Genomic DNA, 20457 nt, shown 5'->3' with positions numbered 1-20457 from the left:
ATTAATTACAATTTATAAATATGCAATCACTGTATTGTTTACATAATATTTTCCAGCTTTTAAGATGATTTTTGATCCAGCTGGAATTTCTACAATCAATCGGGACCCTTCCATAGGAATTGTTATTTTACCAGATTGGCTAACATTTTTCAAAATTACCTGATGTGTAATAGCATCGTATAAATCTACTTTTGCCTTATTTTTTGTTTGATAGATTACCGTTTTTTCTTCTCCAAAAGGATTGTACAATAGGGAAGTTGGGAAGGCCTCCCCACGATAAAAATCAGTCGCTAAACAATTCAATTTTAGAATTTCAGGAACATCAGTTTTTTCAATAATAGCTCCTGCAATTCCTACATGACCACTTCCATAAACACTAAACTGAGAAACATCTGGATTTCCTTCTATCCAGTTGGGACCATCACCAATAGCAACAGGCGCTTGAATATTTTCATATTTTTTAAGATGTGATTTTTTGATCAAACCTTCATAGGCAATTACACCTTTAGTATACTCTTTTTGTTCTGGTATCGTTTGATGGTCATCTGCAATTTCGTATGGATAAAAGAATTTAATAGCATTACTGGCATTCAGCATCCATTTTCCAACTACATTGGCATATCTAGGGTCGTAACGAACCATTGGCACTAATGGCCACATGGAGTCATAGGTATTCATCAAAAAGGCAAAACCGCCATGATCAACCGTACTTCCCATTAATCCTGAAACATCATAACCATTCCAATTATCCAATAACATGCCCCATCCTTCTCTACATTCAGGAGTGCCGTTAAAGGTCCAATCCATAATTTTAGAGTAATCATAGTTTTTACCTTCTTCTGCATTTAATCGGGCTGCAACATAAGCGCCAAAAGGCATTAGTATTTCATAGTACCGATTGTCTTTTTGATTTAAAAGTGCTTGCAATGATGATTCGGCGCCTTTTAAATATTTAGGGTCTTTAAATTTTTGATAAGCCGAATAAAGCACATAGGCATGACCTGCGGCGACATCTTCTTGTTTGCAAATCCAACTGTCTTTAGGTTCTAAAGTGGAATAATCAAAAAAAGAATGATGGTAATTGCCCGCCATTGTTGAATCGGCTTGATAAAATTTATCAGCAATTGAACGTTGTATTGTTGTATAATCTTTTTCATTTGGATAAAAATCAGCAACCGCATAAAACATTAAATTGGGATACACATCATACCACCAGTCTCTAGCATAACCACCTCCTAGAAGAGCAACCTCAGGAGAAGTATTGTTCATGATTATATTCCATTTGGTATCACTATTGTAATAATTTTTTAGCATTCCTACATAGTCTTTCCCTTTTTGGTTGGACTTGTCAATTCCTACTAAACTGGCTCCCATCACGGATCCAATACTCGCTAACGATTCATGAAAAATGCCTTTATAATGTTCTACACCCTGTCTTACATCGCCCATGGCAGTGTAAATCCCGAAGGTTTCTTGATCGAAATTTTTACGGGAATCATCTTTCCAAATTAATGGCCAGTATTTCCCTGTTTGATTTGCATCGTACACTTTGGCATCGTAGTCTTTAGCTAATTGATTAAAATCTAAAATTTTAAACGGTTTTGGAAGGTTAGGCATTGCAGTTATGCGGGCTAACGATTCTTGCTTTACAGCAGGAACCAATCCCATTTTAGATTGAGTTACACTGCAAGAATTAAATCCAATACAGAGTAATAATAACGGTATATATGATTTTTTAAGCATGTTTATTTTCTAATTTTGATTGTTGATCCAAAAGTTGTTTGGCAATTAGTATAGAGAGTAATTGGATAACGGCAATGATTAATAAAGCATAACGCAAGGCATCATCGGCATTTCCAAAATAGGCGATTCCTAAGAAAGTTCCTGCTCCTAAGAGGCGTCCTGCATACAAACCAAATTCATGATTTAAGATATATGAGAATTCATTTCGATTTTCTACTTCCGATAATAAATCGATAACTCTAAGTTGGATAGGGAAGTAGGCAATGTCAAGAATGGGCCTTGCTATCAATAATAGAAAGATAAAAATAATTACTCCTGTCGAATTAAACATTAGACTATTAAAAAAGGAAGCTAAAAAGAAAAAGATTAGTCCGATACTAAAAATGACCAACCGATGTTTAGGAGAGGAAAGTTTCCCTAAAATCAACATAATAACTGCCGCGATAATAGCGCCTACTGATTGTGCGGTTCCTAATGCGCCTTCAGAGGCAAAAAATTTCATCATAAGCATCGCCGGAGCTGTTACTATAAATCCTTGAGCTAAGCCTTTCAAAACCGCCATTTGCAGCATTTTTGTCCAAAGTTTGTGGAATTTAAAATATAGAAATTTTTCATTTTTAGGTTTTTCATAATCTCCAAAATGAAATACTATTGATGCTAAAATGGTGAAAATAAATACAATTCCAGTAACTACCTTATATCCAGAATTAACTCCTGCATTAGAAGTTCCATTTCCATTCATTAAATACCAACCAATAATTACTGGAACAATAACGGCTGTTAAAGTGTAGAAAAAAGTGTCTAACCCATAATAGAAATTTCGGGTTTTATCACTTGTGGTTGCTAGTACCAGATAATCTCTATTAGACCAATACAATCCAAAAGACATTCCCATGATTAAACCAGCCGGAATTATCCCGTAATAGGTTATTTCAGTCAAAGACATCATGAACACCATGGAAACGCCACTTAATAACATTCCAAGTGAAAACAATTTTTTAATATTTATTTTATTTAGCAAAAAACCATTAATGAAAAAAGTGATAGGAATACCAGTATATATGGCTAATTGATACAGCATCACTTTTGATGGATCATTTGAATTTCTCATTATATAAGAGGCTACAAAAATATCAATTACGGGCAATACAAATGAATATATTAAATTGGTAAGTATTAATATTTTGGTGCTTCTAGTGAAATCCTTCAAGCCTATTCTTGCTAATTTTTCCATTATACGTGTAGTGTTTTTAAGATTTCTGTAATAGAAAACGTGGCTAAACCAACAAATTCATCTGCAGCCCCATAATACATTTGAATTTCATCTCCCTTAACAATATGGCCATTGGTAAAAATTACTTCGCCAAAAAAGCCAGTACGTTCATACGTTTCCATTGGTTCCATAATAGGTTCTTCGGAGCGCGCCAAAACGATAGATGGGTCTTCTAAATCTAATAAAAGGGCCCCAAGACAATACCTGTTTTCTTTTGTAGCACCATGATATATCTCTAACCAGCCTTTATCTGTTTTTATGGGTGCCGCTCCTGCACCAAGGCGTTTGCTGTCAAATTTTCCTTCACGCGTTTTAGCGATGCATTTATGGTTCCCCCAATGTACGCCATCAGGTGATTCGGCTAGCCATATATAATTACCTCCCAATTCAGGACTGCTAGGTCTATGTAAAGCATAAAATTTATCGTTGAATTTTTCTTCAAAAATGGCACAATCTTTATTGTGTGGACTAAAAATCATCCCCTTTTTTTCAAAAGTTTTCCAATCCTTTGTTGTTCTAAGCCCAACACCAACACCATTTGCAGAAACCATCGTATAGGTAAGGTGATAGGTATCTTCAATTTTGGTAACACGACAATCTTCAATACCATAGGATTCATATTCTCCTTCTCCAAAAAGAGAAGAATACTCAGGGTCTTCTATGAAATTAACGCTGTCTGTGCTCCAAACTAATCGCAAATGAGAAATAGTGGTTAGGTAATCGGTCCCATCATATTTAATTACTCTTGAATCGGAAGCATTTAATTTAGGGTCATCTAATTTAAAATTTAAAATTTCAATTTTCCCCTCATTATTATAAATTGGAACTGATAAAAGGCCGTCCTTTTGAACTGTTCTTTCGGCAACTCTTAAAAGTAACCCTATTCTTCCATTGAATTCAAATGCTCCTGGGTTAAGCAAACATTCGATAATCATAGCATCATCACTAGCATTTAAGTCTTTTGGAGATAGTATGGGATTGTTTTTATAGCGATTGGCAATATCTGTCATTTGGGATTATTTTGTTTTTGATAAATTAGAAAAGTATTTTTTTTAATAAAAAAACAGAAGCGGAATAAGTTAATTATTTGCTAATCAAGGTTATAATAAATCTAAATAAAAGCCCCTTTTATGATAATATGATTGATTTTGAGAGTGTACGTTTTTGAATTTAACGTTCGTATAGCAACAACAGGATTGTTTTTTATTTCTTTTTATACATATGAATCGATTGTCCCACAAGTTTCCATTCCTTTTTTATTTTTTCTAATAATCGAATTTCATAAGAATAACTTATTGTTCCGTCTTTGGCAGTAGATTCTTCATTGTGACTTACCCACGCAGTATTGCCATTGATACTCATTTTATAATTGGTATTTTTAGAGCTTCCGCCTCTAGGAGTGGTGTCTTCCGTAACTTTCACCATTTCAGCTGGTGGTACGTCGTACGTATTTCCATCCGTTGTAGAAACTAATATTCGACTATAAGGCTGAATATGCCAGCAAGAAGCGTGTGCTTTACTATCTCCTGAACGATAGGTTGCTGATTCTTTTTCAAGTAGCTTTTTGATGTTTTCCTGTTCACTATTTTGTGCTTTACTTTCCATTGCAAATAAACTAATAAGAAGACAAATTGATATTTTCCAGTTCATAATGATACGATTTGATTGATTATAATTAGGGCTACTGATTGTTCTTTAAAAGCAAATTTTTTTAGAGGAAGCATATAGCATTAAATGTAAATATATATAAATTTAAAAAACAAAACTGAATTTTTACAAATGTTTGAAATTACAAACCCTTTTAACATAAAAAAGCAGGATACTAGTCCTGCTTTTAATTGAATAAATTTTTACATTATTCTGTTATCTCCACTTGGGTAACAGGTCCGTACTTTTCAGCTATTTTTTTTATCTCTGAGGCTTTACCAACGAGTACAAACTGTAATTTGTCTTTAGGATAGTATTTCTCAATAATTTGGTTTGCTTTGGCTAAATCTAGTCCGTCTACATTCTTCTCAAAATTATCAATGTAAGAACGATCAAGATCATACCAATGCATTTGCGAAAGCAAGCTCGCCAATTGTCCAGCTGTTTCATAACGTGGAGGAAATTGTCCTTTTACATAGTTTTTGGCTGAAGCCAATGATTGCTCATCAATTCCGTTTGTATGTAATTTCTTTAATACTTCTAGTAATTTATCTATTGTAGCTTCCGTAGTATTTACAGCTGTAAATGTACTCATAATGAATGAACCCCCATTTTTCAAGGCGCTAAAACGACTACTTGCTCCATAGGTAAGACCGGAGTTTACCCTTAATTCATCATTTAACATCGATGTAAATCGACCGCCAAATAAAGTGTTGACTACATCAATAGCTACATAATCAGGATTATTTCTATTTATTCCTGAAGCGCCAATATACATAGTTGTCTCTTTGGCATCGTCTTTATTTACTAATAACACTTTATTTTCAGTAGGAATGATAATTGGTTTTGAAGCCAAGTTTTCTTTCTCATGTGTACCGTTTTTCCAATTAGAAAATAATTTTGTTAGCGTTTTTTTCATCTCTACCGAATTAAAATCTCCCACAATACTGATAACAGATTCATCGGGTCTATAATTGGTTTTGTAAAAATCCTTTACATCATCTACAGATAGTTTACCTACAGTAGTTTTGGTACCATTGATATTATTACCATAGACATGATTGCCGTATAAAAGACCATCAAAGTAAAATCCTATTACAGATCGCGGACTTTCTTTTTGTTGCTCTAAACGAACTAGTAGCCTAGCTTTCTCCTTTTCAAATTCGGTACTATCAAAAACCGGATTCAGTACCACTTCTTTGATTAATAAAAGAACTTTTTCTTTGTCTTTAGCAGCAAAATTAGAGGATAGTCCAGCGTATTCTTTGTTGGCGTAGGTATCAATATTAGCACCTATAAAATCCAGTTCTTCTTCCAGTTTGGCTTTGGAAAAACTGATGGTTCCGTGTTTAAGAGCGGTTGCAGTCAATGAAGCAAGTCCTGCTTTTTCATGATCGTAAATAGCTCCTGCAGGGAATAAAATAGAAACATCAACAATAGGAACATCATGTTGTTCCATTAAGTTAAATGTAAGTCCGTTACTCAATTTGAAAGTGGTATAGTTAGGTAATTTATAACCTTGTGCCGTTAAGCTTATCGTTGAAAAAACCAATAGGCAAATGAGTATGTATTTTTTATTTATTGATTCCATAAAATTAGTTTTCTACATTAGTTTTTAATACACCTACAGTTCGATTGCTTTTTGTGAAGTATTTTTTGGCTACATGCTGTACATCAGCTACGGTAACTTTATTGTAGTTTTTTGGTGCGTCAAACATTTTTTTATAATCACCAAAAAAGACTTCATAGGTTCCAATATTGTTCGACTTCCCGTTGATGGTTTCTACCTGACCGTAAAATTCCATTAACTTTTGATTTTTTATTTTTTGAAGCTCTCTTTCACTGATTCCGTCTTTTTTTATTTTTTCAATTTCAGTATAGATCGCATTTTCTAAATCCACTTCGCTAACATTAGTATTAGCAACGGCATAAATATTAAAAAGTCCTGGGTCAAAACTATCCCCATAATCGGTAAAGATTTGATTGGCAATTTGCTGTTGGTCTACTAGTGAAGTATATAATCTTGAGGATTCTCCACTTGAAAGTATAGAACTCAATATGTTCAAGGCATAATAATCTTCGTTTTTTGATTCTGGCGTATGGTATCCAATCATGAGGTAGGGGTTAGCCACTTCTTTTTGAACCGTAATCCTGCGTTCTCCTTTTTGTGCTGGTTCCACGATATGTACCACTGGTGGAGCTGGTTGTGCGGGAATTGGCTCTAGGTATTTTTCGGCAAATTGTTTTACTTGGTCAAATTTGATTGCTCCTGAAACAACTACTACACAATTATTAGGGGCGTAATAGGTTTTAAAATAGTGTTCTAAATCTGCTTGTGTCCAGTTTTTCATATCATCCTCATAACCTATAACTGGCCAGTGGTACGGATGTTCTTGAAAAGCAGTGGCTTGCATCGATTGTGATAAAAGTCTCCAAGGGGAGTTTTCTAATCCTGTACTGCGCTCACTTAATACCACGCCTCTTTCGCTTTCCACCATTTTGGGATCAATACTCAAACTGGCAATACGATCGCCTTCTAAGTCAAAAATAGTCTCGGTGGCCGATGCTGGAAACCAATCTGTGTATACGGTTACATTTTCGGTGGTATAAGCATTATTCGCACCACCATTAAATTCCATGGTACGGTCAAATTGTTTTGGGCCATATTTTTTTGCTCCATTAAACATCATGTGTTCAAAAAAATGCGAAAGTCCCGTAATTCCTTGGTGTTCATTGCGACTTCCTACTTTGTAAAACAAATACATATTGGCATTGGGAATCGAAAAATCCTCCACAACCAGAAATTTCATTCCGTTTTTAAGAGTGAATGTTTTTACATCATCTGCTTTCATTTGTGCCCTAGAAATAAAAGACAGCAAAAGAAACAGCGGCAGTATTATTTTTTTCATAGTACAATTTTTATTAAATGGTTAAAGGGTGTAAGGAAAATATAAATAGCAATTATGCTACCTTTCAAAGCCTATATTTTTGTTAGACTGTTTTTATGCTAATTGTTACAGTTAAAAATGGGTTTTTGTATGTTTTTTCTAGTTGTTTTTTTTAAAACTTTCTATTTGTCTTCGGTGTCTCAAAATATGTACAATAGCGTGTTCCATCAATTGCTCGATGTCATACAATTGCCCCCAAGAAGCCATTATTTTTTTCGAATTGTCATATTCTTCGAGTTCCTCATCGTGAATGGATTCAAAGGTTTTTTGGGTAAAAGCAATTACAGCATCTAAGTCCTCTTTGTAATCAGAAATGCTGGAATGATACTTTTTATCGGGTCGTTTGGCATTTGGGTCTTTTAAATTTTGGATGTAAATACAATAGGAATATCCAGCACTGACAACATGTGTTAGCATCGCTTGTATGGATTTGCAGTCGGGGTTGGTAGTCGTTTCATCAAGAATTGCAACTAAAGTAGTGTGACTGATACCTTCAATCACTGCTTGTAATTCCCGAAGTACTTTTTCATATTCGGCTACTAAGGCAAGTACTGCATTTCTTCTTTTTAGCATCATACTGTTTATATAATTGTACCCAACTTATACAATGGGTTTGCTAAAATGAAACGCACTGATGGTAAAATCTTCTTTGAAGTATAGTTTGTGTGCTACCGTTCTTAGGTGTCCACTGTCTAGATGAACCGCTTTACAATTTTGATTAGCCGCAATTTCATAAAGATGTTTCAATAACATAGATGCGTGTCCTTTTCCTCTAGCTGATTCAAGGGTGGACAAATCATCGATATACAACATTTTACCACAATAGAGCATACTATAAATGCGATATCCAGCAATTGAAACTACTTTGTGATCTTCGATTATGTATAAAAGAACATATCCTTCCTTTTGCATTTCTTTTATTTGATTCACAAAAAGATGGGGTTGCAACATGGGTCTTAATGCATAAAGTGCTTCCCAGCACATCAAAATTTCTTGATCAGTGATTGCGATTGTAATTGCTGCCATTATATGTGGTTTTAGGAATGGATTTAAATTCAAATTAGAATACTAATTTACTATTTATTTTTCAAATGACTTTGTAAAATTATAATTCAAAATCAAACCTAAATATTTATTCGAATAATGAATGGATACGTACTTTGGAACTCAATTTAATGGATCTAAAATAGAATGATTAGTTTCTTAATTATCTACCACATCACAGGATTGATCCAGTAGGTTGCGCTTGAAATTGAATTGAAAACTAGTGCTTTACCAAACAAGTACCACACGAAAGGATTCGGTAGCGGAGGGGCTGTTGGCGGTTGTATTTTTTATTTATTTAATTCAGATTCCATTTTATTTAAGTTTTGTGTGTACTGATTTTCAGATTTAGACCATTTTTCAGCCTCACTTTTCCACTTATTAAACTTAATTACATCTTTTGTTTTAAAATATTCATATGCTAAATTATATGCAGTTTCTTGAATGAAATTTTGTTCCTTACAAATTTTAGACATTGTTAAATAAGTTTCTGCTACTTTTTCAAAATTCAAAAGTTTTGTATAAGTATAAGCCAATTCTTTATAAGTATAACAGTCTTCTGGATTTTCTATAATTGCTTTTTTTAATGATATTTCTGCCTTATCAAATTTCTGTAAAGCATTATAAGAAAATGCTAATTCAGTTTGTAATCCTTTAAATTTCGGATTAATTTTATCTGCTTTTTCTAAAAAAGTTAAAGCCTTCTCGCATTCGTTCCAGCCATTATACATATAACCCCAACGATATAATCTTTCAACAGAATTTTCATCAGTTTTATATGTTTTTAACCAATTAGGTGTTTTTTCAATATTTAGTTCTTTAAATTTTGCTTCAGGAATTTCAGCTATTGCAGTTCTGTTTGGTTGAAGCCTTGCTTTTATAAAACCTACTTCATTTTTAGTTTCATTATCTATTCTAATAAATTTACCATCTTTTTCAATTTTAAATTTTCCCTCATAGTTTAAGGTTAATCCTGCTTGTGAATCGATATAAATAAATCCTAATGTATAAGTACTATCTTTTTCCATTTGGTATGCAATCCACTTATCTTCACATTGAACGTTTGTTTTGTCAAACTTTAAAATATTTTGAGCATTTAAAGTAATTGAAAAAAATGTAAAAAGGATTAAAATATATTTCATAAAATGTTGTTTTTTAAAGTTCTGCTGTAATATAACCGCTAACGTTTTGCCTTTGAGATGGCTGGAAGTTCGTATCCGCTCCATTTTTGGCTTAACGAAAACTTGATGCGAAACGTTAATTCCACTAAAACCCCACTGGCTCAAAATAGCGTTTGGCAGTAGTATTTATTTCATACGATTTATTTCTGTTGCACCTTGAAGACCAGCGATTGCCTCAAAAACTTCATCTTGATTTTGTTTTTCAGTCCAACCTTTTTTCGATAATTCTTGACGAACTTCTTCTTCAGTTTTTCCTTTTACAAAATAATAGAAAGCAAAATCTACAACTTCCATTGGAACTCTTTCTAATTGAAAAGAAGTTATATTTGAAATAAGTCTTAATAATGCAACATAATAAGTAATAACAAATTGTAAACCCCAACTAATTAATAATCCTATCCAACCTGTATTTAATTTTTTAATTGTCAACCCAGTTTCTAATCTAAGTTTTATAAACTCAAAGAATCCAATTCTCTCATAGTTGTTTTCTCTTAAAATTATTTCGTATTGGAAATACTGATTTAAAACATAAGTCAGAATAATAATTCCAATTAGCAAGAATTGTAGTTTTTTGAATTCGGTAAAATTTGAGAATTTTATTAAATATTTCAACGAAAAAGCAATTGCCATAGCAACTATAAATTCAAATAATCCTATTATATAAAGGCCTTTAATAGAAACTTTTGCTAAAATAAAAGCTAAAACAACGGAAAGAATAATGCCACCAACTAATGGTATTACAAAATTAGATTTTTTCGGTTCGTTTGGTTTTGGAAGATTTTCGGGAATACCATAATCATCCCAATTATTTTTTTTATCAACTTCAATTTCTAATTTTTCTAGAGATTCTCTGTCAAAACTTTTTTCTGTTTCTTTAAAAGTGTGAATAAATAGATTTACTCTTTTTGAGTTTCTGCCATTATCCCACATCTCATTACCTAAAGATTCACTTCTAACAGAAATTTTTCCGTGATTGTAATTCACAGTAATAGCTTCTGTCCACTTTTCAATTCCGAAAGCACTTTCTTTTCTTTTCGCTTCAACATTTTTATCATCTTTAAAAACTAAATCCCAATTTAGTTTTTCAAATGTTTTTTCTGCAATTGGAATAAAAACTTTTTCATTTAAATTAGTTCTAAATTCATCTTCAAATTGTGGTGTCCAACCAAAGCTATGCTTTTTTTTAATAGTTTTTTCGTACGTCTTAAAGCTTTCTTCCATGTGTTACTTCTTTCTGTTTTTTTGGTTAATATTTCTGCCAACGTTATGCCTTTGGGATGGCTGGAAATTCGTAATCTTTCAATTTTCGGCTCTGCAGAAAATATGTTGCGAAACGATAATACCACTAAATTCCAGCTATATCAAAACCGCTGTTAGCCATAGTACTATCTCAATAATTAATTAACCAAAATATTTCCTTTTTCGTCATACAAATATTTCCAGTTACTTTCATATTTTGTAGTTTCCACATCATCATCGTAATGTATTTCAGTATATTTCGTGTAGTTGTTTTTTGAGATGGATCCGTAGAAATACTGATCTAATAAATAAAACCTTTTCAAAGGATTTATAGAATCATCATAATTTTCAAATATTCGAACAATTTTTTCACCTTTATTTACGCCATTACGTTGCTCAAAATATTCAGTTTTGCTTAAATTGCTATTAGAGTCATAGTAAAATTTTTCTGAATAAGTCAACAAATAATTATCCGGAAAAGTATAAGGTGTATTTGGAAAAGTTGTTTTTATTTCCACAAGTTTATTGTCTGAATAATAATAAACAAGTTTTCTATGCCAAGAGTTATTATAACCATTTGGAATTTCTTTTTTCTCAATTTGCATTGATTTATTTAAAGTAATGTAAATAGATTCCTTAGGAACTGACTTTCCCACTAATGTTGTGAAGTTTTCAACAGTAACTGTATTATTGTCATATTCTAAAGAAGTATATATTTCATTGATATAAAATGTTCTGGGATTTATTTCAATAAATTTTCCCGATTTTTTAGTTAATCGTTTGGCATTGTCATATTCAAAATAAGTGTACAATCCAGATTGATTTTCTGAAGTTAGACCGTAAGGACTCATTTTGGTTATCAAAGGGGCATTATTTTGATCGTTCTCAATTTCTTCTTCATTACTAGAACAAGAAAAAAGTAAGATTCCGATAGTTAAAAATATTAAAAGTTGTTTCATTTATTATTTGTTTGGTATTATGGCTAACGTTTGGCAGCTTGGCGATGTGGCGGATTAAGGAAGCCTAAACTTACGGTTAAACACTAATTTTGCAAGCATAAGACTAACTTTAAATTAAGCCTAAACCCGCCATATTGCTAAACTGCTGTTATAAGCCGTTTTTATTATTCATTCAGCAATATTACCTTCGGGATCTGTTTTATATACTAGCAATTTAGGTCTATCTCCATCGTCGTAATTATATTTAAATCTAGTTGCTGCAATTCTAAACCCTCTATCATCTTCAGCAACTACAGCATATCCCCGAAGATGAGTAAAATCTTCTCTATACGTTTTTTCCCATATAGGATTGCCATTACTATCATATTTGAATAGCCCAACGCCATCATAACTACCAGAATCTAAGGTGCCTGCTAAAATATATCCATTATCGGAAGTTTCCGCTACCGAGTAAATTGATGTAGATGACGTGTTGTAGGTATTACCCCATATTTCATTGCCTTCTTTATCAATTTTAAACAGTCTCCTATAACTTATATCATATGCACCCCAACTGTATCCTGTAAAGACATAATTGCCATCTCTGGTTGTTATAATTTGACTTGGAAAGTCATATTTACCGTCTCCATAAGTTTTTTGCCAAATTTTTTCACCATTGTTATTAATATTCAACACCCAAAAATCCATCTGTACAACTGACGATGGACCTTTAATGAACTGCTCTCGTGTTGTGCCTGAAGTTTCAGTTGAACCAAGTATTATTAAATTGTTTGATGAAGTAATGATTAAATCATTAAATTCACTAATCAATGATGGATTGAAAGCTTTTTCCCAAATGACATTTCCTGAATTATCTAGTTTTGTTAATACCCCTTCTACCATTATTTCAGGATTAACAGAAGTACCACTTGTTCCAACTAGAAAAATATTGCCAAAAGAATCTATTTTTACAGATTTTATTTCACCTGAGCTATCATAGCTTAATAATTCTTTATGCCATTTTATGTTGCCGTCATTGTCAATATTTAAAACGTGATGAGATCCAGCAAGAATAAACCCATTTGATGTCTGAGTTATTTTAAAATTCATTGAGCTGCCAATTTGATATCCATAAAACTTTTTCCATAATTCGTTGCCTTGATAATCGGTTTTTAAAACAAAGAACTGTGCACCACTATCATTAAAGTTAGAAGAGCCTGTAATTACATACTTCCCATCATTTGTTTTTATCATTGAATATGGTGAACCATGTTTTGAATATTGACCATCTGCATAGTCATATGCTTTAATAAACTTTAAAAAATATTTGTTTGTATTAAAAGAAAAGGTCTTTATGGTTTGATTATTTTTACTATCTTTTGCAATTATTTTACCTGTATAATTTGTAAGTTCATTAAGCCCCGTCAATTTACATTCAAGACTAGTTGCATTATCTAAAATAATAGTTTGACCAAGATAAATGGTATACGTTACTGAATCATTATCTGGATCTATCGCTTTCTGCCAATTTAAAGTTGCTGTATTATCTGTTACGCTTTTAATAGTGATTTCGAAATCATTTGGTGCTTTGTTTACTACTTCCTTAGGCTTTTCAACAATTGGTTCTTCTAAATTATCTTTTGAACAGCTTGTAGCAAAATTTAATAGAGTTAAAATAATTGGTAGGAAAAAAAGTTTTCTCATTTCTTGTTTGTTAATGTTTATGGTTTAACGTAGGGTCTTGGTTTAAAATTAAAATAGCATACAACGTGTCGCTGCTTTGAGATGGTGGGGAATTCGTAACCTTTCAACTTTCTGCTTTGCAGAATAGTTGAGGCGAAACGGTAATTCCACTAAAACCCCACTATATCAAAACAGCTGTTGTGAGCAGTTTTTAATCTTAATTCAGTTCCAATCCAGTTGATTCTTTGTAATGTTTCTTTAAATCTTTAACGGTTTCAATAACGTTCATTCCTGTTATATTTTCTCCTGAGTGCTTTCCTATAATAAGCCAATTATTGGATTCATATTTTAATCCATAAATACCTTTGTAATATATTATTTCATTTTCTTTTGTCTCTTTTACGAAACCGAATTCTTCTAATTTTCGGGCTGTTATCATTCAGTTTTTAATTTTAATATCCCATAGCGTAAAGCATTACTTTTGCAGTTTCTTTTGCTTCATCAATATTTCTAGCAGGAATAACTTGTCCAGAATTTGTTTTAGATTTTATTTCGTCATCTTGAATTAACCAAATCAATCCATCTTTTTTGTCTAATTCAAAATTGAAAATACGTCCTTTATATTCTACATCAAATGCTTCTCTCATAATTGTTTTTTTTATGACGATTAAATTACTAATCTCTTCTTCTTTTTCCTTTATTAGAAAAGATTGTACGTTCAAATATTTTGTAAATAATTTCAGTTGTTCCATATCCACTCCATTCATCAATTTCTATGTTTTCATTTTCGTGAAAATATTTTAAATACAATGTTGGCGAACCTTTGTAAAAATCTAAAAACAAATAAGATGTATAATCATAGATACCCAAGTCAGCGAATTCATTTAAAATCCCCATATTTAAAATGGTACACTCACCCGTTTTACTTTCGTAACCAGACATATCAAATCTACGATGTTCTTTTTTGAAATTCTCTTTATCTATTTGTCTCAAATGTGAACTTACTTCGTTACCAAATGAAAGTCTTTCTCTGATAAAGTCTAAAACTTCTTCTTTAGATTTAGTTTTTAAAATTTCTGCTGTCATATTTTTTTGTTTTATATATTGAATTCTCTCGGTTATTCGCAAAATTGCTCACAACTTGTATATAACATCAACTTCTATTGCCTTTTCAATACAATGGTATTGCTGTTAATTTACTTTGTAGTAAATAACTTAATTATAAATTAATAATCCTATACCCACATTTAGTGATATTTAGGAATTAATTTATTGCCCTACCACAATTGTTCTAAAAGTGAGATTTACTCTGGGTTTATTGATGAGTTTAGTAGGTGGCAGGCGGTGCAACCAGTGGGTTTGGGTTTGGTCTTTCATGACCAGCAGGCTGCCGTTTTGTAGTATTCTAGAAACGGTTTCTTTGGTTTCTTTGTGCTTGAAAGCAAACTTGCGTTCGGCACCAAAACTTAGGGAAGCGATGGCGCCATTTTTCTTGAGGTCTTTTTCTCCATCGCTATGCCACGCCATGCCTTCGTTGCCGTCATGGTATAAATTGAGTAAGCAGGAATTGTAGGTTTCGCCCGTGGTGGCTTCGGCCAGTGCTTTGAGTTCCAGTAAAGCGGCTGTCCAAGGCAAGGCTTGTTTGGTGGTGTTAGAGTAGGTGTAGTTGTAATTGGCATCGCCATACCAAGCGACTTTGCGTTTAGTAATAATGAGTTTGCCAAAAATGATGGCTTGGTCATTTTGCCAGGCGATGTTTTCGAGTAGTTCGGCCAAATATTCATTGGCTTTGGTTGGCGTCATCAACGTACCATAATAGTTTACGGTGCCATCTTTGGGCAATAGGTTTATGTTTTGGTCTGGTTCTGGGTTGAATAAATCCATTGCTTATATTGGGTTTTCATACAATGACCACAAGGTCGGAAATTGTTTTGGATTGCTTCATCTTCGGAGGAAAAAAATACGCGATTTTCTCTTTTTAATCGTTTACCAGATTTGCAATGTAGGGTTCCGTAAATGTGGAGTTTGAGGTTGCCGCCAAAGGCAATTTCTTGGTTCTTGATTTTGACTTTAAGCTCGGTATCGGTGATTTGAGTGTGTGTGATCATAGTTGGATTTGCGTGAGGGATTGCAGTGGAAATCCTCCCGTTTTTACGGGAGATTGTAACGTAAAGCCCGACCCGTAGGGGCACGCCCTAATTCTATTTGCAATTTAATTTTTACCAGATAGCGGCATAGATTTTACTACTATTTAGAGGCTTCCCAACCTATAATCGCTGTTTTTCGAGTGTTTCCCCACATATAACCGCCCAGTGTTCCTGTGGACTGAATCACGCGGTGACACGGAATCAAGAACGCTACGGGATTCTTGCCAATAGCTGTGCCCACCGCTCTGGAGGCATTTGGTTTATCTATTTGTTGGGCGATGCCACCGTAAGTGGTGAGTTGGCCTAAAGGGATTTTAAGCAACGTTTCCCATACTTTTAGTTGGAAATTAGTGCCTTTGAGATGCAGTTTTATTTCTTGTAGTTTATCCTTAGGATTCTTAAAAATATGTAAAGCATTTTGTTGCAATTGATCTTCTCTTTCCTGGAATTGGGCATTGGGATACTGACTTTGCAAAGTAGTAATTGCCGACAACTTCTCTTCGGAAAAAGCCATATAGCAAATTCCTTTTGTAGTCGAAGCCACAATAATGGTCCCAAAAGGAGTGAAAGCAAAACTATAATTGATGACTAGGTTTTTACCCCCATTTTTATATTCCGCGGGTGTCATACCTTCGATGTTGACAAACAAATCATGCAGGCGACTACTGCCCGAAAGTCCTGTTTCAAAGGCTGCTTCAAAAAGGGTGGTTTGGTTTTCTTTCAGTAATTTCTTAGCATGGGCTACGCTAATGTATTGTAGAAACTTCTTGGGACTTGTGCCTGCCCATTCCGTAAAAAGACGCTGAAAATGAAATGGGCTTAGGTTTACTTTGGCAGCCACTTCATCCAGATTGGGTTGGTCTTTAAAATGATTTTTAATGTATTCAATTGCGGTAGCTATGCGATGGTAATTAAGGGCTTCAGGAGTATCCATGGTTTGTTTTTAGAAGACAAATATCGGAAGTTAAATAGGAGTATAAAATCCGAAACTTGCTACTTTTAGTTTTACTTGACTTTTAAATGGAAAAATGGTGTTCTTGAACCACTATTTTATTGGCAGCTACTTGCTTTTTAGAGGTAATAATCGGAAACTCATATACATAACTGTTCCCCGTAAGATAAATTAATCCGTGAATAATGGATTCTGGAAGAAATCCTAAAGTATCCAGAAAAGTATCGTAGGTTTTATTGCTGTAATGGGTAATTAAAAAAGGGTTTGAATTAGGGGTGAAGTAAAGATCTCTAACGCGGTCTTCGTCAAGTTGCTTTTTTTTGTTGAAATTAGTAAAATAAATTTCTTGGTTTTCTGTTTTTAAATCAATCATTTCGATAACCGATAGGGGTTGTTTCGAATTCGTTTGATAAAATAAAATCGACTTTGAAACATCAATTGCAATCCATTTTTCTAATTCGCTAGAATACACTTCATTGAAGGAATGTCCCCCTCTAAGATTACTGTCTTTGGATTCAATTTTTAAGCCCCATTCCTTTACTTTTAGATCATTAATAACACAAAAATTATTAAATACCTGTGCTAAATCACTGCAAACGCCACCTTGTCCAGCAAGCATTTTAATCAATGCGTTTTGAGATGATTTCCCCAAGCCAGGCCCTCCTTTAATATTATTTTTAAGCCATTTCGCAATTTTTTTCGCCTTTTTTAGATCAGTTCGATTTTTATAGTTATCACCAAAAATGGATTGGTTCAACTCAAAATAAAGAGATGGGATATCTTTTTTCTTATTGATTGTATTGTAGCAAAATTTTTCAATAGTAGATACAGGCACTTTTTTAGAAACTAATCTATAGCGTATTTTGTATAATAAAGGATGTCTTCGTAAGTACCAGTGTAAAGATTTACCCATAATGTGTGAAATTTAGGTTCGTGTCTGTCAAACTAATTTAAAGCTAATAATTAAATGCAGTATTAACTAAATTAACCGATTATAATCAGATTATTTGGGTAAAATGCGTGTTTTGAAGAAAATCGAATTTATACTTTGCTAGGATGAACTAGAACAAAAAAAAATCACAATCGAGATAAGTCAAGATTGTGATTTAATCAGAAGGGGCTTCTTTATGAAACTAGTGTGTCAAAAGATTATTTTTTAGTTTTACCAGTGGTTTTTTCCTTAGTGGGATTATTATAAATTTCGATTTCTTTTTTTGTCAAGCGTTGTTCTAACCAAAGAGTTAATTTTGCTTTTGAGGAATCAGATATTTCTTTTTTACTATTATAAATGACAACAGGAACTATTTTTGTACTGTCGGTGTTTTCATTAAAAGTATGATTGGATATCGAAATGTTTTCAATCTCAGGAAATAGAATTTTTATCTCGGATAGAATGGCTTTGTTATCGTATCTATTATTTGTAATTTCTTTTTTTAGATTTAATATCGTCACATCTTTTTGACTTAATACAGATTTGTTGAAATTGATTTCGTTTAGAATATCACTTTTAAGATCTGTGGTGTCTTGTATCACAATCAATTTAGTGTTGTTGATATCATAAAGCTTTAATTTTTCATTAAGAGCTTTAATCTCTTTTTCACTATATCGTTTGGTTAGAAAACCAAGTTCGAGTTTTTTTGGACTGACATTGAATTTGGTTTTTTTGTATAAAATAGCAATCCCTTTATTTGTAAATTCCGTTTCCATAAAAACATCTATTTGATGTTGGTATTTTTTTTCCTGAAACAGTTGGTAGGCAAAATAAATACTAGGAAGTACTAAAAGTGTGATTAAGATGGTGATACTATTTTTAACTTGTTTTTGATGCTTTTCATCTAGCTGTTTTTTTACAGGGTACTTTAGAAACTTGACAATTAAAAAAGTGGAAATACAAATAAAAACACAATTTATGGAGTATAAATACATAGCTCCAAAAAAGAATTTTAGATTCCCTAATGCCAATCCATAACCAGCAGTACAAAGTGGAGGCATTAGGGCAGTTGCAATTGCTACTCCCGGAATTGGATTTCCTTTTTCAACTCGGGTTATTGCTACGGCACCCACAATTCCACCAAAAAAGGCGATCAAAATATCATAGATATTGGGTGCAGTTCTGGACAATAATTCCGGTTGAGCTTCTTTAAAAGGGCTAACATAGAAATAGATTGTCGATACAAATAAACCAACTAATGTGGCTACCAAAAGATTCTTGAGGGACTTATTAAGTAAATTAAAATCATAAATTCCTAGACTAAATCCAGCACCTACAATAGGTCCCATTAACGGAGATATAAGCATCGCTCCAATAATTACGGCAGTCGAATTTACATTTAACCCTATAGACGCCACTACAATAGCACATGCTAAAATCCATAGATTAGAGCCTCTAAATGAAATGTTGGACTTTACGTCGTCCAAGACTTTATTTTTATCTTCTTCCCCTTTATGGAGGTTGATATAAGCAATTAATTTAGTTAGAGTTGCTTGCATCTGCTTCCACTTTTAACGTTTTTTTCAAGAATAACAATCCAATTATACCTGCAATTAATGAAGAAAGTAGAATCGCAAATTTTGCATGGCTAATTATGGTTTGATCAGTAAAAGCAAGTAATGTAATGAATATTGACATGGTAAAGCCAATTCCTCCTAAAAAGCCTACTGCAAATATTGTTTTCCAATTTAAGTCGTCAGGTAATTTACATAACCCTACTGAAACCGCTAAAAAGCTAAATACAAATATACCTACAGGTTTTCCTATGACTAATCCTAAGGCGATTCCTAAACTATAGTGTTGTGTTACAATATCAACGATATCAGCCCCAATTACTATAGCGGTATTCGCTAATGCAAATAAAGGAAGAATAATGAATCCAACAGGTTTATGTAGAAAATGCTGTAATTTATAAGAAGTTGATTTTTTATCACCATTACCAAAAGGAATTACAAAAGCCAATAATACTCCCGTAACTGTAGCATGTATTCCTGAATGAAGCATGAACCACCACATAATTACACCACCAATAAGGTAAGGTATTAAATTACGGACTTTCATTCTATTTAATATGAAAAGAACTAATAATACTCCAAAAGCACTAAATAGATTGCCCCAAAAAATGGTTTTTGTATAGAAAATGGCGATTACTAATATAGCCCCTAAATCATCGATAACGGCTAAAGCTGTTAAAAAGATCTTTAATGACAGCGGAACTCGGCTTCCTAATAATGATAGGATACCCAAGGCAAAGGCGATATCAGTCGCCATAGGAATTCCTGCTCCTGAATGGGCAACAGTTCCATAATTTAGAAAAAGGTACAAGCCTGCGGGCACTATCATACCACCTAAGGCAGCAAAAATAGGTAACAAAGCATCTTTTATATTGGATAATTCTCCTTCATATATTTCGCGCTCTAATTCCAATCCAATCAATAAAAAGAAAATGGTCATTAAACCATCATTTATCCAATATTCTAAGCTTTCACCTGCAAATTGAGTATGCCAAGTATGTAAATATTGTGATCCGAAAATCGAATTGGCCATAAATAAGGAAAATAAAGTGCATCCTATTAAGATGATTCCGCTGGCTTTCTCATTTTCAAAAAACTCATTAAATAATTCACTATTATAAATCTTCTTTATTGTCTTCTTCATTTTTATTTTCATG

General features: G+C 33.0%; 21 protein-coding genes. All 21 read right to left on the bottom strand.

The features are described from left to right. Window positions 1-12: 12 nt before the first annotated feature. The 21 genes from AB3G34_RS09105 to nhaA all read right to left on the bottom strand — a co-directional run bounded on the left by AB3G34_RS09105 (window position 13) and on the right by nhaA (window position 20456). On the bottom strand, window positions 13-1743 hold the full coding sequence (locus AB3G34_RS09105) for a hypothetical protein (protein WP_369752221.1): 1731 nt from the start codon (window positions 1741-1743) through the stop codon (window positions 13-15). Further along, window positions 1736-2977 (bottom strand): MFS transporter, encoded by a 1242-nt coding sequence (locus tag AB3G34_RS09100; RefSeq protein WP_367754171.1) that lies wholly within the window; start codon window positions 2975-2977, stop codon window positions 1736-1738. The genes AB3G34_RS09105 and AB3G34_RS09100 overlap by 8 nt, the downstream gene beginning before the upstream one ends. Continuing rightward, window positions 2977-4026: a glycoside hydrolase family 130 protein gene (locus AB3G34_RS09095; protein WP_367771011.1), complete on the bottom strand. Its 1050-nt coding sequence runs from the start codon at window positions 4024-4026 to the stop codon at window positions 2977-2979. The genes AB3G34_RS09100 and AB3G34_RS09095 overlap by 1 nt, the downstream gene beginning before the upstream one ends. Before the next feature lie 193 nt (window positions 4027-4219). Then, window positions 4220-4666: an endo-arabinase gene (locus tag AB3G34_RS09090; protein ID WP_367754162.1), complete on the bottom strand. Its 447-nt coding sequence runs from the start codon at window positions 4664-4666 to the stop codon at window positions 4220-4222. Between the two features lie 205 nt (window positions 4667-4871). Next, window positions 4872-6254, bottom strand: coding sequence for a M16 family metallopeptidase (locus tag AB3G34_RS09085; RefSeq protein ID WP_369752220.1), 1383 nt, complete (start codon window positions 6252-6254; stop codon window positions 4872-4874). Window positions 6255-6258: 4 nt separating this feature from the next. Continuing rightward, the gene (locus tag AB3G34_RS09080; protein ID WP_369752218.1) at window positions 6259-7572 is read right to left on the bottom strand and encodes a M16 family metallopeptidase; all 1314 of its coding nucleotides are present in this window, start codon (window positions 7570-7572) and stop codon (window positions 6259-6261) included. A gap of 138 nt (window positions 7573-7710) precedes the next feature. Further along, on the bottom strand, window positions 7711-8187 hold the full coding sequence (locus AB3G34_RS09075) for a DinB family protein (protein WP_369752216.1): 477 nt from the start codon (window positions 8185-8187) through the stop codon (window positions 7711-7713). A gap of 24 nt (window positions 8188-8211) precedes the next feature. Further along, entirely contained in the window at window positions 8212-8637 is a 426-nt protein-coding gene (locus tag AB3G34_RS09070; protein WP_369752214.1) for a GNAT family N-acetyltransferase, read from the bottom strand. 308 nt (window positions 8638-8945) lie between these two features. Further along, window positions 8946-9797, bottom strand: coding sequence for a tetratricopeptide repeat protein (locus AB3G34_RS09065; RefSeq protein ID WP_369752212.1), 852 nt, complete (start codon window positions 9795-9797; stop codon window positions 8946-8948). A 165-nt stretch (window positions 9798-9962) separates the two neighbouring features. After that, complete coding sequence (locus AB3G34_RS09060) at window positions 9963-11057, bottom strand: hypothetical protein (protein WP_369752211.1); 1095 nt, start codon at window positions 11055-11057, stop codon at window positions 9963-9965. A gap of 176 nt (window positions 11058-11233) precedes the next feature. After that, on the bottom strand, window positions 11234-12034 hold the full coding sequence (locus AB3G34_RS09055) for a hypothetical protein (RefSeq protein WP_369752210.1): 801 nt from the start codon (window positions 12032-12034) through the stop codon (window positions 11234-11236). 168 nt (window positions 12035-12202) lie between these two features. Beyond that, window positions 12203-13717 (bottom strand): fibronectin type III domain-containing protein, encoded by a 1515-nt coding sequence (locus tag AB3G34_RS09050; RefSeq protein WP_369752209.1) that lies wholly within the window; start codon window positions 13715-13717, stop codon window positions 12203-12205. Between the two features lie 196 nt (window positions 13718-13913). Next, window positions 13914-14135: a hypothetical protein gene (locus AB3G34_RS09045; RefSeq protein ID WP_369752206.1), complete on the bottom strand. Its 222-nt coding sequence runs from the start codon at window positions 14133-14135 to the stop codon at window positions 13914-13916. Between the two features lie 13 nt (window positions 14136-14148). Then, window positions 14149-14343 (bottom strand): hypothetical protein, encoded by a 195-nt coding sequence (locus AB3G34_RS09040; RefSeq protein ID WP_369752205.1) that lies wholly within the window; start codon window positions 14341-14343, stop codon window positions 14149-14151. A gap of 28 nt (window positions 14344-14371) precedes the next feature. Next, a complete protein-coding gene (locus AB3G34_RS09035; RefSeq protein ID WP_369752204.1) occupies window positions 14372-14782 on the bottom strand; it encodes a hypothetical protein in 411 nt (136 codons plus the stop codon). Between the two features lie 183 nt (window positions 14783-14965). Next, a complete protein-coding gene (locus tag AB3G34_RS09030) occupies window positions 14966-15580 on the bottom strand; it encodes an alpha-ketoglutarate-dependent dioxygenase AlkB (protein ID WP_369752202.1) in 615 nt (204 codons plus the stop codon). Continuing rightward, window positions 15544-15804, bottom strand: coding sequence for an Ada metal-binding domain-containing protein (locus AB3G34_RS09025; RefSeq protein ID WP_369752201.1), 261 nt, complete (start codon window positions 15802-15804; stop codon window positions 15544-15546). The genes AB3G34_RS09030 and AB3G34_RS09025 overlap by 37 nt, the downstream gene beginning before the upstream one ends. A gap of 139 nt (window positions 15805-15943) precedes the next feature. Beyond that, a complete protein-coding gene (locus AB3G34_RS09020) occupies window positions 15944-16777 on the bottom strand; it encodes a bifunctional helix-turn-helix domain-containing protein/methylated-DNA--[protein]-cysteine S-methyltransferase (RefSeq protein WP_369752200.1) in 834 nt (277 codons plus the stop codon). Window positions 16778-16859: 82 nt separating this feature from the next. Next, the gene (locus tag AB3G34_RS09015; RefSeq protein WP_367754132.1) at window positions 16860-17708 is read right to left on the bottom strand and encodes a transglutaminase domain-containing protein; all 849 of its coding nucleotides are present in this window, start codon (window positions 17706-17708) and stop codon (window positions 16860-16862) included. Window positions 17709-17944: 236 nt separating this feature from the next. Beyond that, window positions 17945-19285: a TIGR00341 family protein gene (locus tag AB3G34_RS09010; RefSeq protein WP_369752198.1), complete on the bottom strand. Its 1341-nt coding sequence runs from the start codon at window positions 19283-19285 to the stop codon at window positions 17945-17947. Beyond that, window positions 19266-20456 (bottom strand): Na+/H+ antiporter NhaA, encoded by a 1191-nt coding sequence (gene nhaA, locus AB3G34_RS09005; RefSeq protein WP_367754128.1) that lies wholly within the window; start codon window positions 20454-20456, stop codon window positions 19266-19268. Before nhaA ends, AB3G34_RS09010 begins: the two co-directional genes overlap by 20 nt. Window position 20457: the final 1 nt, after the last annotated feature.

Source organism: Flavobacterium sp. WC2409, from assembly GCF_041200085.1.
Classification (GTDB): Bacteria; Bacteroidota; Bacteroidia; order Flavobacteriales; family Flavobacteriaceae; genus Flavobacterium.
Note: the sequence above shows the minus strand (reverse complement) of the source record. Positions and strands in the feature narration are given on the sequence as shown.